At 68.2% G+C, this 13,012-nt stretch carries 14 protein-coding genes; 11 read left to right on the forward strand and 3 right to left on the reverse strand.

Annotation, left to right across the window (positions count from 1 at the left end; all coding sequences use genetic code 11):
• Nucleotides 1-78: 78 nt before the first annotated feature.
• The gene (locus H7A85_RS15470; protein WP_182086858.1) at nucleotides 79-270 is read right to left on the reverse strand and encodes a helix-turn-helix transcriptional regulator; all 192 of its coding nucleotides are present in this window, start codon (nucleotides 268-270) and stop codon (nucleotides 79-81) included.
• Nucleotides 271-486: 216 nt separating this feature from the next.
• Nucleotides 487-870 (reverse strand): hypothetical protein, encoded by a 384-nt coding sequence (locus tag H7A85_RS15475; protein ID WP_182086859.1) that lies wholly within the window; start codon nucleotides 868-870, stop codon nucleotides 487-489.
• A gap of 243 nt (nucleotides 871-1,113) precedes the next feature.
• Here H7A85_RS15475 and H7A85_RS15480 point away from each other — a divergent pair, with 243 nt between their 5' ends.
• The 8 genes from H7A85_RS15480 to H7A85_RS15515 all read left to right on the forward strand — a co-directional run bounded on the left by H7A85_RS15480 (nucleotide 1,114) and on the right by H7A85_RS15515 (nucleotide 9,018).
• Complete coding sequence (locus H7A85_RS15480; protein WP_182086860.1) at nucleotides 1,114-2,172, forward strand: sugar phosphate isomerase/epimerase; 1,059 nt, start codon at nucleotides 1,114-1,116, stop codon at nucleotides 2,170-2,172.
• Between the two features lie 11 nt (nucleotides 2,173-2,183).
• Nucleotides 2,184-3,362 carry a Gfo/Idh/MocA family oxidoreductase gene (locus H7A85_RS15485; protein ID WP_182086861.1) on the forward strand — a complete coding sequence of 393 codons (1,179 nt, stop codon included), beginning with the start codon at nucleotides 2,184-2,186 and terminating at the stop codon, nucleotides 3,360-3,362.
• A gap of 141 nt (nucleotides 3,363-3,503) precedes the next feature.
• Nucleotides 3,504-5,054: a sugar ABC transporter ATP-binding protein gene (locus H7A85_RS15490; protein ID WP_182086862.1), complete on the forward strand. Its 1,551-nt coding sequence runs from the start codon at nucleotides 3,504-3,506 to the stop codon at nucleotides 5,052-5,054.
• A 5-nt stretch (nucleotides 5,055-5,059) separates the two neighbouring features.
• Entirely contained in the window at nucleotides 5,060-6,058 is a 999-nt protein-coding gene (locus H7A85_RS15495) for an ABC transporter permease (protein WP_244631225.1), read from the forward strand.
• An 83-nt stretch (nucleotides 6,059-6,141) separates the two neighbouring features.
• Nucleotides 6,142-7,086, forward strand: a complete 945-nt coding sequence (locus H7A85_RS15500; RefSeq protein ID WP_182086864.1) for a substrate-binding domain-containing protein — start codon at nucleotides 6,142-6,144, stop codon at nucleotides 7,084-7,086.
• A 132-nt stretch (nucleotides 7,087-7,218) separates the two neighbouring features.
• On the forward strand, nucleotides 7,219-7,677 hold the full coding sequence (locus H7A85_RS15505) for an Rrf2 family transcriptional regulator (RefSeq protein ID WP_182086865.1): 459 nt from the start codon (nucleotides 7,219-7,221) through the stop codon (nucleotides 7,675-7,677).
• 156 nt (nucleotides 7,678-7,833) lie between these two features.
• On the forward strand, nucleotides 7,834-8,466 hold the full coding sequence (locus tag H7A85_RS15510; RefSeq protein WP_244631226.1) for an alpha/beta hydrolase: 633 nt from the start codon (nucleotides 7,834-7,836) through the stop codon (nucleotides 8,464-8,466).
• Between the two features lie 180 nt (nucleotides 8,467-8,646).
• The gene (locus H7A85_RS15515) at nucleotides 8,647-9,018 is read left to right on the forward strand and encodes a response regulator (RefSeq protein ID WP_182086866.1); all 372 of its coding nucleotides are present in this window, start codon (nucleotides 8,647-8,649) and stop codon (nucleotides 9,016-9,018) included.
• Nucleotides 9,019-9,419: 401 nt separating this feature from the next.
• On the opposite strand, the gene efp is transcribed toward H7A85_RS15515, so the two are convergent.
• Nucleotides 9,420-9,989 carry an elongation factor P gene (gene efp, locus H7A85_RS15520; RefSeq protein ID WP_182086867.1) on the reverse strand — a complete coding sequence of 190 codons (570 nt, stop codon included), beginning with the start codon at nucleotides 9,987-9,989 and terminating at the stop codon, nucleotides 9,420-9,422.
• A 160-nt stretch (nucleotides 9,990-10,149) separates the two neighbouring features.
• Here efp and epmA point away from each other — a divergent pair, with 160 nt between their 5' ends.
• The 3 genes from epmA (at nucleotide 10,150) to H7A85_RS15535 (ending at nucleotide 12,981) form a co-directional block, all read left to right on the forward strand.
• Complete coding sequence (epmA, locus tag H7A85_RS15525; protein WP_182086868.1) at nucleotides 10,150-11,202, forward strand: EF-P lysine aminoacylase EpmA; 1,053 nt, start codon at nucleotides 10,150-10,152, stop codon at nucleotides 11,200-11,202.
• A complete protein-coding gene (locus tag H7A85_RS15530; RefSeq protein ID WP_182086869.1) occupies nucleotides 11,199-12,239 on the forward strand; it encodes a lysine-2,3-aminomutase-like protein in 1,041 nt (346 codons plus the stop codon). Before epmA ends, H7A85_RS15530 begins: the two co-directional genes overlap by 4 nt.
• 193 nt (nucleotides 12,240-12,432) lie before the next feature.
• A complete protein-coding gene (locus H7A85_RS15535; protein WP_182086870.1) occupies nucleotides 12,433-12,981 on the forward strand; it encodes an NUDIX hydrolase in 549 nt (182 codons plus the stop codon).
• Nucleotides 12,982-13,012: the final 31 nt, after the last annotated feature.

The raw sequence follows: 13,012 nt of genomic DNA on the forward strand, positions 1-13,012 counted from the left end.
CATATCGTCGCAGCGCGGGTGTGGCCGATCGGCGAACCGCGATCCTCTCCCTGATAATGGGATGGTATTCGTCCCTTATCAACGCAGGAGCGCATCGACGCTGACCCCGAAATATCCGGCGAGCGCCTTCAGGGATTTCGGCGATCCCGAGGAACGCCCGCTTTCCAACCCCGCCACCAACGCGACCGGAAGTCGCGCACCCTCGGCGACGTCCTCGATCGTCTTCCCGTCCGTCACGCGCAGCCGGGTGATGTTGTCGGAAAGAGGCATGGCATCCTTGTCTGCCGTTCGGCATCGGGGAAACGGAATGGAGCGAGGCCCGCGATTTTCGGCGGCACGCTCCGGCAGATGCGCGATCCGGTCGGCCTCTTCAACCCTTTCCCGGCTGCGCGACGCGGTCGGCGCCTCGCATGCTTCAAGCCTTCGCCCAACGAAAAACCGCCGCCAAGGGCATGGCGGCGGTTTCGATCCACAAGAAGCAGACGGTTACTTGGCCGGGGTGATCGCATCCTCGCCGGCGCTCGTGCCCGGCACCGGGTTCTGCGTATCGGTCGGCACCTTCACCGCGTCGCTCGTGCTGACGACGGTGTTGGCGGCCGCAGCCGGCAGGGTGGAGTCGATGCCCGAATTGTTGCCCGGAACCGGGACGGAACTCGTGGCGGCGCCCGTGGTCGCCACCGGCGCATCGTTCGTGGTGACGACGCGCGACGCCGCGCCGGCCGGAACGGTGGAGTCGATCCCGGAATTGTTGCCGGGAACCGGGATGCTGCTGCCGCTTTCCGGCGTGGTGACGGACGGCGCCGTCTGCGCCAGCGCGGCGCTGCCGGACACGGCGAAAAGGGCGGCGGCTGCAAGGGTCGTCATCTTCATGTCGGTTCTCCCACGGAATAATCGCCGGAAGAAAGCGCCACTCGAAACAACGTTCCGGTCGGGCGCAAGATATTGCGACACGAGTTTGGGAGCAGACGGTGATCGCACAGCGGGAGTTGGGACGCGCGCGCGAATCGTGCCATCCTGTATCAAGACCGGGACGGCGGGAGGCGCACGACCCGGCGCCAGGCCCCAGCGTTGGAAACGAGCGTATGGCGGCCCGTTCGGGAGGATCCAAGCGACATGAAGACGATCAAAGGGCCGGGCATCTTTCTGGCCCAGTTCGCGGGCGACGCCGCCCCGTTCGATTCGTTCGACGCGATCTGCGGCTGGGCCGCCTCGCTCGGCTACGAGGGCGTCCAGATCCCGACCTGGGACGCGCGACTGTTCGATCTGGCGAAGGCATCCCGGTCCAAGGACTATTGCGACGAGATCGCCGGGGTCGCCGCCTCGCACGGTTTGAGCATCACCGAGCTTTCCACCCATCTGCAGGGACAGCTCGTTGCCGTCCATCCCGCCTATGACGAGGCTTTCGACGGGTTCGCGGCGCCGGAAGTCCGCGGCAACCCGGCCGCGCGAAGCGAATGGGCCGCCGAAGAGGTGCGCCGCGCGCTCACCGCGTCCCGCCATCTCGGCCTGCGGGCGCACGCGACCTTTTCCGGCGCGCTCGCCTGGCCCTATGTCTACCCCTGGCCGCAGCGTCCGGCGGGACTCGTGGAAACCGCCTTCGACGAACTGGCGCGGCGCTGGCGCCCGCTTCTCGATCATGCCGAGGAGATGGGCGTCGACGTCGCCTACGAGCTTCATCCGGGCGAGGATCTGCACGACGGCGCGTCCTACGAGATGTTTCTGGAGCGCGTGAACGGGCACAGCCGCGCGGGCATTCTCTACGACCCCTCGCACTTCGTGCTCCAGGGCCTCGACTACCTCGCCTTCATCGACATCTACGCCGCGCGCATCCGCGCCTTCCATGCCAAGGATGCCGAACTGAACCCGACCGGGCGTCAGGGCGTCTACGGCGGGTTCCAGTCTTGGGCGGACCGGGCGGGGCGGTTCCGATCGCTCGGCGACGGGCAGGTGGATTTCGGCGCCGTGTTCTCCAAGCTGACCAAGGAAGGCTTCGACGGCTGGGCGGTCCTCGAATGGGAATGCGCGATCAAGAGCGCGGAACAAGGCGCGCGCGAAGGCGCGCCCTTCATCGCCGCCCACATCATCGAGGCGACTGAGAAGGCGTTCGACGATTTCGCGGGGGCCGGCACCGACGAGGCGGCCAACCGGCGCATGCTCGGGCTGGATCGATAAGGAGACGACGAATGGCGATCGAAGCGGGACAGGCAACGGAAGGCGGGCAGGGCCGGATCCGCCTCGGCATGGTCGGTGGCGGGCAGGGCGCCTTCATCGGCGCGGTGCATCGCATCGCCGCCCGGCTCGACGACCGCTACGAGCTGGTCGCGGGCGCTCTCTCGTCCGACGCGGAGCGGGCACGGGCGTCCGGCGCGGCGCTGGGGCTCGATCCGGAGCGGGCCTATGCGAGCTTTGCCGAAATGGCCGAACGCGAAGCCGCGCGCCCCGACGGGATCGAGGCGGTGTCGATCGTGACGCCCAACCACATGCATGCGCCGGCCGCGCGCGCCTTTCTCCAGGCCGGCATCCACGTCATCTGCGACAAGCCGCTGTCGGTATCCGTCGCGGAAGCGGAGGAACTCGTCGCCCTCGGCAAGACGTCGGGCCGCATCTTCGCGCTCACCCACAACTACACCGGCTATCCGATGATCCGCGAAGCGCGTGCGCTGGTGGCGGCGGGCGAGCTCGGAACCGTGCGCCTCGTGCAGATGAACTACGCGCAGGACTGGCTGAGCGAGCGCGCCGAGCTTTCGGGCTCCAAGCAGGCCGAATGGCGCACCGACCCCGAGCGATCGGGCGCGGGCGGCGCGATCGGCGACATCGGCACCCATGCCTTCAACCTCGGCGCCTTCGTGTCGGGCCTTCGGCCGGAGGCGCTTCTGGCCGAACTGACGTCCTTCGTCGAAGGGCGCCGGCTCGACGACGACGTGCGCGTTCTCCTACGCTACCGGGGCGGCGCCAAGGGGTTGCTGTGGGCGAGCCAGGTGGCGGTCGGAAACGAAAACACCCTGCGCCTTCAGGTCTATGGGACCAAAGGTGGCCTCGAATGGTCCCAGGAAGACCCGAACCACCTGTGGTTCACGCGCCTGGGCGAGCCGAAGCAGCTTCTGACCCGCAACGGCGCGGGAACGGGCACGGCCTCCAAGCGCGTTTCGCGCGTGCCGCCCGGCCATCCGGAAGGCTATCTCGAAGGCTTCGCCAACATCTACGGCGAGGTCGCGGAGGCGATCCTGGCGGCGCGAAGCGGTGCCGTGCCCGACGCCGCCGTGACCTTCCCGAGCGTCGAGGATGGGTTGGCGGGCATGCGCTTCATCGCGGCTGCCGTCGCGTCCTCGAAGGCCGGCAGCGTCTGGACCCCCGTTGGATAGCGCTCTCCGTCTGACGCTTTCGTGATCGTTCGCCGGGAGGTTGCATTTGTCTAAGGATTGGCCAAGCTAACGGCGAAGTCGCATGGGGCCAAGCGAATCGAACCGGAAGAGGGTTCGGCGCCGGCCGGGAAGGAGTGGCTGATGGAACGGGTTCCTACGGGAGCCGGTCGCGTCTCGCCCCCGGCGATCGCGACCGAAGGCGTGTCGAAATCCTTCGGGCCGGTGGAGGTCCTGCGCGATATCAACTTCTCGCTGATGGCGGGCGAGGTCCACGCCATCATCGGCGAAAACGGCGCGGGCAAGTCCACGCTGATGAAGATTCTGGCGGGGCACCTGAGCCCAAGCGCCGGGCGCATCATCGTGAAGGGCGAGCCGGTGAGCCTCGGCGGGCCGGTGGACGCGGAAGCTCGCGGGATCGTCCTCGTCCACCAGGAGATCCTGCTCGCCGGCGACCTGACGGTCGCGCAGAACATCCATCTCGGGCGCGAGGTGCGGCGCGGCCTCACCCTCGACGATCGCGCCATGAACGCTTCGGCGGCCGAGGCGCTCGCAGGGCTCGGCGCGACGATCGACCCGCGTGTCCCCGTTCGCTCCCTGTCCATCGCGCAGGCCCAGCTCGTCCAGATCGCCCGCGCGCTTCTCGTGCCGCACGAGGTGGTGATCTTCGACGAGCCGACCGCATCGCTGACGCCGCACGAGACGCAAGCCCTCCTGCGCGTGATCCACGACATCCGGGCGCGCGGCGTCGGCGTTCTCTACATTTCGCACCGTCTGCCGGAGGTGAAGCTCCTGGCCGACCGCGTCACGGTCCTGCGCGACGGCGGCCAGGTCGCCACCCACGCCGCCGCCGATCTGGAGCCCGCCGACATGGCGCGGCTGATGGTCGGGCGGGACGTGTCCAAGCTTTATCCCGACCGCGTCGCGGCCCCTGTCGGCAGCCCGGTTCTGGAAGCCGAGGACATCGAGGTGCCGGGCTATGTCAGCGGCGCGAGCTTCGCTCTGGCCAAAGGTGAGATTCTCGGCTTCGCCGGTCTCGTCGGCGCGGGGCGCACCGAGCTTCTGGAAGGGATCGTCGGCCTTCGCCCGATGCGCGGGACGGTTCGCCTCGACGGGCAGGCAGTGCGCTTCGCCGACGCGCGCGCCAGCATGGAAGCGGGCATCGTCTACCTGTCGGAGGACCGCAAGGGCAAGGGCCTCCTCCTTCACCAGACGCTGCGCACCAACCTGACGCTGGCGGCGCTCGACCGGTTTTCGAGCGGACCTCTGCTGCGCCCCGGCCGCGAGGACGAGGCGCTGGACACCGCGATCCGCGACTTCGACATCCGCGCCCGGCGGCGCGACCTTCTGGCGGGGCAGCTTTCGGGCGGCAACCAGCAGAAGCTCCTGCTCGCCAAGATGATGCTTCTCGACCCGCGCGTCGTGGTGGTGGACGAGCCGACGCGCGGCATCGATATCGGCACCAAGGAGCAGATCTACCGCTTCCTCGCCGAACTGGCCGCCGAGGGGCGCTCGGTGATCGTGATCTCGTCGGAGATGCCGGAGCTGATCGGGCTGTGCGACCGCATCCTCGTGATGCGCGAGGGCCGGATCGCGGGCGAGGTGTCGGGCGAATCCATGAACGAACGGGCCATCGTCATGCTGGCGACCGGTGCCGATGCCAAAGAGGCCGCCATGGCCAGCGAAGGAGCATGACCCGCATGAGCGAGGCGACCACCGCCGCATCCGCGCCGGTTCCCCGCCGGGGGATCGATCTCCGGGCCGTCGCGCCCTTCGCCGCGCTCGCCGCGCTGCTTGTCTTCGGCGCCCTCGTGAACCCGAACTTCCTCGGGATCGAGAACCTTTCCAACGTCGTCACCCGCTCCGCGTTCATCGCCATCATCGCGGTGGGCGCGACCTTCGTGATCTCGGCCGGCGGGCTCGACCTGTCGGTCGGTTCCATGGCGGCCTTCGTGGCGGGAACGATGATCCTGTTCCTGAACGCGGCGCCGACTGAGGGCGCGTTCGCCACGCTCGGCCTCGGCATGGCGCTGGCGCTCGGCGTCGGCGCCGCGTGCGGGCTCGCCAACGGCCTGATGACGACGCTCGGGCGCATCGAGCCCTTCATCGTCACGCTCGGCACCATGGGCATCTTCCGCGCGCTCACCATCTGGCTGGCCGAGGGCGGCTCCATCGCCATGCGCTCGCAGGAGCTGCGCGCCGCCTATCGACCGGTTTATTTCGGCAGCGTGTTCGGCATTCCCTTTCCGGTGATCGCGATCCTTCTCGTCGCGGCCCTTGGCGCCTTCGTCCTTTATCGCACGCGCTTCGGCCGGCATGTCATGGCCGTCGGCTCCAACGAGGATGTGGCGCGCTATTCCGGCATCCGCGTCACCCGCGTGCGCACCCTGACCTATGTGATCCAGGGCCTGTGCGTGGCGATCGCGGTTCTCGTCTACGTGCCGCGTCTGGGCGCCGCCACGGCCACGACCGGGCTCCTGTGGGAGCTTCAGGCGATCACCGCCGTCGTCATCGGCGGCACCGCGCTGCGCGGTGGTGTCGGCCGGGTCTGGGGGACGGTCTGCGGCGCGCTGATCCTGGAGCTCGTCGGCAACATCATGGTTCTGTCGAGCCTCGTCAGCGAATACCTCATCGGCGCGGTGCAGGGTGCGATCATCATCGTGGCGATGCTGATCCAGCGCTCGCTCGCGCGGCGATGACGAAGGCTCCGGCGGCGCCTTGCCCGGGGCGCGCCGCCGGATGTCGAAGCCGAAAACGCCCCGGCTTTTGGGAGGAACCGAACATGAAGCGTATCGTCGCGAGCCTTGCCGCGCTCGCAGCCCTTTCGGTGGCGACGCTGGCACAGGCGCAGGACAAGAAGGTGATGGCCGTCTCCATCCCCGCCGCCGACCACGGCTGGACGGGCGGCGTGGTCTACCATGCCGAGCGCGAGGCCAAGCTCCTGCGGGAGCGCTATCCGAACCTCGAGATCATCGTGAAGACCTCGCCCGACGGCGCCGCGCAGGCCAATGCGCTGGAAGACCTGACCGCGCAGGGTATCAATGCGCTCGTCACCCTGCCGCACAATTCCGACGAGCTGACCGATCCCGTCCGTCAGGTCAAGGACGGCGGCGTCTTCGTCACCGTGGTGGACCGCGCCCTGTCCGACACTTCCATCCAGGACCTCTACGTCGCGGGCGACAATCCGGGTCTCGGACGCGTGGCGGGCGAATACTTCAAGGAGCGCCTCGCCGACGGGGGCGACGTCGTCGTGGTGCGCGGCCTGCCCATCGTCATCGACGAGGAGCGCCAGAAGGGGTTCGACACCGGCATCGAAGGGTCCAAGGTCAACGTCCTCGACCGCCAGTTCGGCAACTGGTCGCGCGACGACGCCTTCAAGGTGATGCAGGACTACCTCGCCAAGTATCCCAAGATCGACGCCGTCTGGGCGCAGGACGACGACATGGTGGTCGGCATCCTCGAGGCCATCCAGCAGTCGAACCGCTCCGACATCCAGTTCGTGGTGGGCGGCGCCGGCATGAAGGAGATGATCAAGCGCGTGTCGGACGGCGACAAGATGGTGCCGGTGGACGTCCTTTATCCGCCTGCGATGATCGCCACCGCCATGGACCTGACGGCAGCGGCCCTCTTCGATCAGAACCCGGTGCGCGGTAGCTACGTTCTGGACGCCACGCTGGTGACCAAGGACAACGCCCAGGAGTTCTATTATCCCGACTCGCCGTTCTGACGTCTGGGCGCACTCGCTTGAGGGCGGGCGTCCCCGGGGACGGCGTTGCCCGCCGCGCTGGAAATTCCCGGCGCGACGGGCTAATTGGAACAAACGACCCCGACGGCCCCCGAAAAGCGAAGTTTTTCATCCATGCTGACCATGAAAGGCAAGTACGGCCTCAAGGCCATGCTGCATCTGGCAAGGCTGCCCGAAGGCCAGCGCGCCCTTTCGGAGGAGATCGCAAGGTCCCACAGCATTTCCAAGAAGTTCCTGGACACGATCCTCGGCGAGCTTCGCACCGCCGGGATGATCCATGCGCGCAAGGGCCGGGGCGGGGGCTACATCCTCGCCCGCCCGCCGTCGGAAATCCGGATCGGACATGTCCTGCGCGTTCTGGACGGCCCCCTGGCGCCGATCCCCTGCGCCAGCCGCACGGCCTATCGCCGCTGCGACGACTGTCGCGACGAGCGCACCTGCTCGGTGCGCCGCATCATGCTGGAGGTGCGCAACGCCATCTCCGCCGTCCTGGACGAGCGCACGTTGGCCGAGGCGGCCGAGCACCCGGGCGAGATCGATCTTGAATTCCGCGAACTGGTCGGAAACGCCTGACGCCCGCGCCGCGGAAGAGGGAGCGGACGATCGGGCTCGATCGCGGGGGATAGGCTTTCCGCCTCAGTCCATGAAAAGAGTATGGTTTGTTTTTCCCCCAGTGAGGGCCGCTCCTATCTTGGAAGGCGACACGCATTCACGGGAAAGGCCAAACCCATGATCGAGACGTTGATCGTTCCAGGTCTCAACGGTTCGCCGACGGGCCATTGGCAGCATCATTGGGCCTCGAAGGACCCGGCGGCCGAACTGGTCGAGCAGGAGCACTGGTCCGACCCGCGCCTGTCCGACTGGCTCCATGCGCTGGAGGCGAAGATCGCGGGCAGCGCGCCGGGCGTCATCCTCGTCGCCCACAGCCTCGGCTGCGCGCTGGTGGCCGCGCTCGCGCGCCGCCCCGCCGCCTCGCATGTCGGGGGCGCGCTTCTCGTGGCGCCGGCCGACCTCGAGCCGTTGTCGCAGACCCATCCCGCGGTGTCGCAGTTTGCGGCCGCCTCCAAGGGTACGCTGCCCTTCGCCTCGATTCTCGTGGCCAGCCGGAACGACCCCTACATGAGTTTCGAGCGCGCCGAACGGCAGGCCGCCGAATGGGGCTCCGCGCTCTACGATGCCGGCGAGGTGGGGCACGTCAACATCGCCAGCGGCTTCGGGCCCTGGCCCGACGCCGAGACGCTGGCGGACGGCTTGCGTGGGCGCCCGGTCCTGGGACGCGGTTCGTCGCCGCGCCTCGCCAGCCCCTGGACCGCGCGAGGCTGGACCGAGCGCCGGCACGACGTCGGCCTGGGCATCGGCTGAGGTGGTGACACGGGTTCGAGCCATTCGAGTTTCGAAGGGTCGGACCCTCTTTTCCCGCCGCCGCTTCGCCCCATCTATGGGGTCTCGTTCACGGCGGTGGGTTCGATCCACGCCCGCGAACGGCTGAAGATCGGCGGGTCCATCCGGCGCGCCGGTCGCTTGAACCCGGGTTGCAGCAGTATGTATCAGCAGCGAAGCGCATCGTCCTCCAAGGTCGTTCTCGTGGTGGACGACGAGCCATTGGTTCGGCTGAACGCCGTGGACATGTTCGAGGAAATGGGGTTCGAGGTTCTGGAAGCGTCCGACGGCGCGTCCGCGCTGGCGCTTCTGGAGCGGCGGGACGACGTATCCCTTCTGTTCAGCGACTGCCGGATGCCGGGCATGTCCGGCCCGGAACTCGCCACCGTCGTGGCCGAACGCTTCCCGCAGGTGCGGATCGTGCTCGTGTCCGGCTACGTCAACGTCCAGAAGCTCGAATGGCCGCTTCTGCCCAAGCCCTACGACGCGCAGTCCCTGCGCAAGGTCGCGGGCGACATCGCCCCTGCGAACTGAAGGCTGTCGGCCTTCGTATTCTCCTCCGTATCCAGACTAGGGTCCGGGTAGGATCGACGGATCCACCCCTCGGCTGGCATGCGCCGCGCGCTGATCATCGGCGCCGGGGTTTCCTTGCCAAGGGCCGACGCGTCCGCATCCTTGATAACGAAAGCTTCTCACGCCGGGCTTCTCGCTGAGCCGGAGGACAACACCCTCACATCGGCGGGGTCGCAGAGCTGATCGGGCTCGAGTCTGGAAATGTCGGAAGCCTGACCTTGGTCCTTGCCAAAGGCGGATAGCCGATACGCGGGGCCAATCCTTCCCGGTACCTCTAACCGGTAGCTCCCGAAGAAAACGTCCGGTCGAAGCGAGGCCCGAGCGGCGGGAAAAGGCCGGCGACGGGTCGCCGGCCGGCCGGGTCAGTCCTTGGCGCGCTCGACATAGGAGCCGTCGGCCGTCATCACCACGATGCGCGTTCCGGCCGCGATGTGGGGCGGAACCAGCGTGCGCACGCCGTTGGAGAGCACCGCCGGCTTGTAGGACGAGGACGCCGTCTGGCCCTTGGTGGTCGGCTCGGTCTCGGTGACCTCGTAGGTCGCGCGCTGCGGCAGCTCGATCGAGATCGCCAGATCGTTGTAGATGGCGACCTGGACCGGCATGCCCTCCTGGAGATAGGGCGCATAGTCGCCGACGACGCTTTCCGGCACCGCCACCTGGTCGAAGCTTTCCGGGTTCATGAAGTGGAAGCCTTCGTCGTCGGAATACAGGAACGTGTGCTCGCGCTCCTCCACGAAGGCGCGCTCGACCTGCTCGGTCGTGCGGTAGCGATCCGACACCTTCACCCCGTCGGAGATGCGGCGCATGTCGAGCTGGGTCACGGGCGTGCCCTTGCCCGGGTGGATGTTCTCGGCGGACAGGATCACGTAGAGCTTGCCGTCGTCGCGTTCCACGACGTTGCCTTTGCGGAGCGAACTGGCGATGACCTTCACGGGCTTTGTTCCTAATCTGTGTTCGTTGTCGTACAGGGGGAGTTCGTCTCAAGCCTTCGCCCCCGGCCCTAGCGCATCTGGCGGCCTGCCGCCAGCCCGGGGACGTCGGCGATCATCCGAGCGGTCCGCTGCCCCGCGGGCTGCCGAAAGCCGGAATGCCATGAGCCACGCCTCGCCCTGGTGGGCCCCCCATGTCCATGCCGACCGGCGCCCGCGCCTTCTCCTGCGCAACCGGCTGACCGCGGCTTTCCGGGTGTGGTTCGACGCGCGCGACTTCGTCGAGGTCGAAGCCGCCGCACTTCAGGTGTCGCCGGGCAACGAGGCGCATCTGGCCGCCTTCGAAACAACCGAGCATCGCTCCGACGGCACGCGTCAGCCGCTCTACCTCCACACTTCGCCGGAATTCGCCTGCAAGAAGCTCCTGGCGGCGGGCGAGACGCGCCTGTTCAGCCTCGGCCCGGTCTATCGCAACGGCGAGCGCAGCGCGCTGCATCATCCAAGCTTCACCATGCTGGAATGGTACCGGGCGGGCGAAACCTACAAGAGCCTGATGGCGGACTGCGCCGCGCTTCTGGCGCTGGCCGCCGAAACCGCTGGCACCCGCCGCTTTTCCTTCCGTGACAGGCAGGCCGATCCGTTCGCGGAGGCCCAGCGTCTGTCGGTGGCCGAGGCGTTCGAGCGCTTCGCCGGGATCGACCTCTTGGCCGGCGTCTCGGCCGCCGGGGAAACCGACCGCGATCGCCTCGAAGCCGACCTTCGCGTCATCGGCCTGCGAACCGCGCCGGACGACACCTGGGCCGATCTCTTCAGCCGCGTCCTCACCGAGAAGGTCGAACCGAACCTCGGGATCGGGCGCGCCACGATCCTTCACGAATACCCGATCGCAGAGGCCGCGCTGGCGCGCCGAAGCGCGAGGGACGGACGCGTTGCCGAGCGCTTCGAGCTGTATTGCTGCGGCGTGGAACTCGCCAACGCCTTCGGCGAACTCACCGACCCGGCCGAGCAGCGCCGGCGGTTCGAGGCGGAGATGAACGAGCGCGAGCGGGTCTACGGCGAGCGATACCCGCTGGACGAGGACTTTCTCCGGGCGCTGGGCGCCATGCCGGAAGCCAGCGGCATCGCGCTCGGCTTCGACAGGCTGGCGATGCTGGCGGTCGGGGCGCGCCGGATCGAGGACGTTCTGTGGACGCCGGTCGCGGACGGCGCCCCGTGAGCCGCCCGTTGCGCAGCGCTGAAAGCTTGGTGGAGGCCGGCCTCGCGCCGCCCGAACGCCTGGCCGAACTCCAGCGCGTCGCCGCGCGCTACGCCGTGTCCGTCACGCCGGACATGGCCGAGCTGGTGGAGGAAGCGGACGATCCGATCGGCCGGCAGTTCGTGCCGAGCGAGGCCGAGCTTCTGACGTTGCCCGAAGAGCGCCTCGATCCGATCGGCGACGAGGCGCATGCCCCCGTTCCCGGCATCGTCCACCGCTACCCCGACCGCGTCCTTCTCAAAGCCCTTCATGTCTGCCCGGTCTATTGCCGCTTCTGCTTCCGCCGCGAGGTGGTCGGGCCCGGCGGTGCCGGCAGCCTGACGGACGCCGAGCTGGAGGCCGCGCTCGCCTACATTGCCGGTCGGTCCGAGATCTGGGAAGTGGTGTTGACGGGCGGCGACCCGTTTCTCCTGTCGCCGCGCCGGATCGAGGCGATCGCGCGCGCGCTCGGCGCCATGGGCCACGTCAAGGTCATGCGCTTCCACACCCGCGTGCCCGTGGTGGAGCCGAAGCGCGTCACCGCCGAACTGGCCTCGGCGCTGCGTGCGTTTCCGGGGGCGAGCTTCGTCGCGCTCCATGCCAACCATCCCCGCGAGTTCACTGAGGAAGCGACCCGCGCGATCGCCCGTCTCGTCGATGCCGGCATTCCGATGGTCAGCCAGTCCGTGCTCTTGGCCGGCGTCAATGACGACCCCGAGACGCTGGCCGCGCTGATGCGGCGTTTCGTCGAGAGCCGGATCAAGCCCTACTACCTCCATCAGGGCGATCTGGCGCCCGGCACCTCGCACCTGCGCACTACGATCGAGGCGGGGCAGGGACTGATGCAAGCCTTGCGCGGCAACGTGTCGGGCCTTTGCCAGCCGACCTACGTGCTCGATATTCCCGGCGGCCACGGCAAGGTGCCGATCGGGCCGAGCTATCTGGAGCGGCAAGGGGAAGAATGGTCGGTCGCCGATCCCGGCGGCACCTTGCATCGCTACCCGCCGCCCTCCTCCTGAAAAGTTGAAAAGGGTTGCATCGTTTCGCCGGATGCGGGAAACAGGAGGCACACCCATTCCCGCCCGTGGTTCGTCCGCCCGCCGGAAGGTGCGGCAGCCCATCCCCACGCTCCGAGTCTGCTTCGACGGAACGGGGAAGCGCGCCCACCCCTCCGGCATCCATGGCATGGCAACCCCCCGACCGGAGGACGTCATGGCGCGTCGCGCGAGCCAGGATCCCGAAACGAATGCACCGGTCCCGGAGCCGCGCGACCAGATCGCCGCGCTCCCCGTGCGCGTCCTCGACGACGGGACGATCGAGATCCTGCTCGTCACCTCGCGCGAGACGCGCCGATGGATCGTTCCCAAGGGCTGGCCAATGAATGGCCTTCGCGACGACGAGGCGGCCGGTGTCGAAGCGCGCGAGGAGGCGGGGATCAAGGGAAAGCTCCTGCGCGAGCCGATCGGACGCTACGCCTATTGGCAGCGCACGCGCACCCACATGCGCTTCAACCAGGTCGACGTGTTCCTGATGCGGGTCGACAAGATGCTGAAGCGCTGGAAGGAAAAGGACCAGCGCGAGCGGCAGTGGTTCACGCCGCTGGATGCGGCCGATCTCGTGCTGGAGCCCCAGCTCGGCCAGCTCTTCCTGCGCCTGTCCGGCCAGCAGGAAGCGCGGCGCTTCCTGCGGCTCGACAAGCCGAAGGGCGAGGTCGCCAAGCCGAAGAAGCGCAAGGCGGACGACGCGGCGCCGACGCGCTGAACGGGCAAGAGGCCGGTCGAGAGACAGGCGA

Origin of the sequence: Aureimonas sp. ME7, assembly GCF_903970965.1 — a bacterium.
GTDB lineage: Bacteria > Pseudomonadota > Alphaproteobacteria > Rhizobiales > Rhizobiaceae > Aureimonas.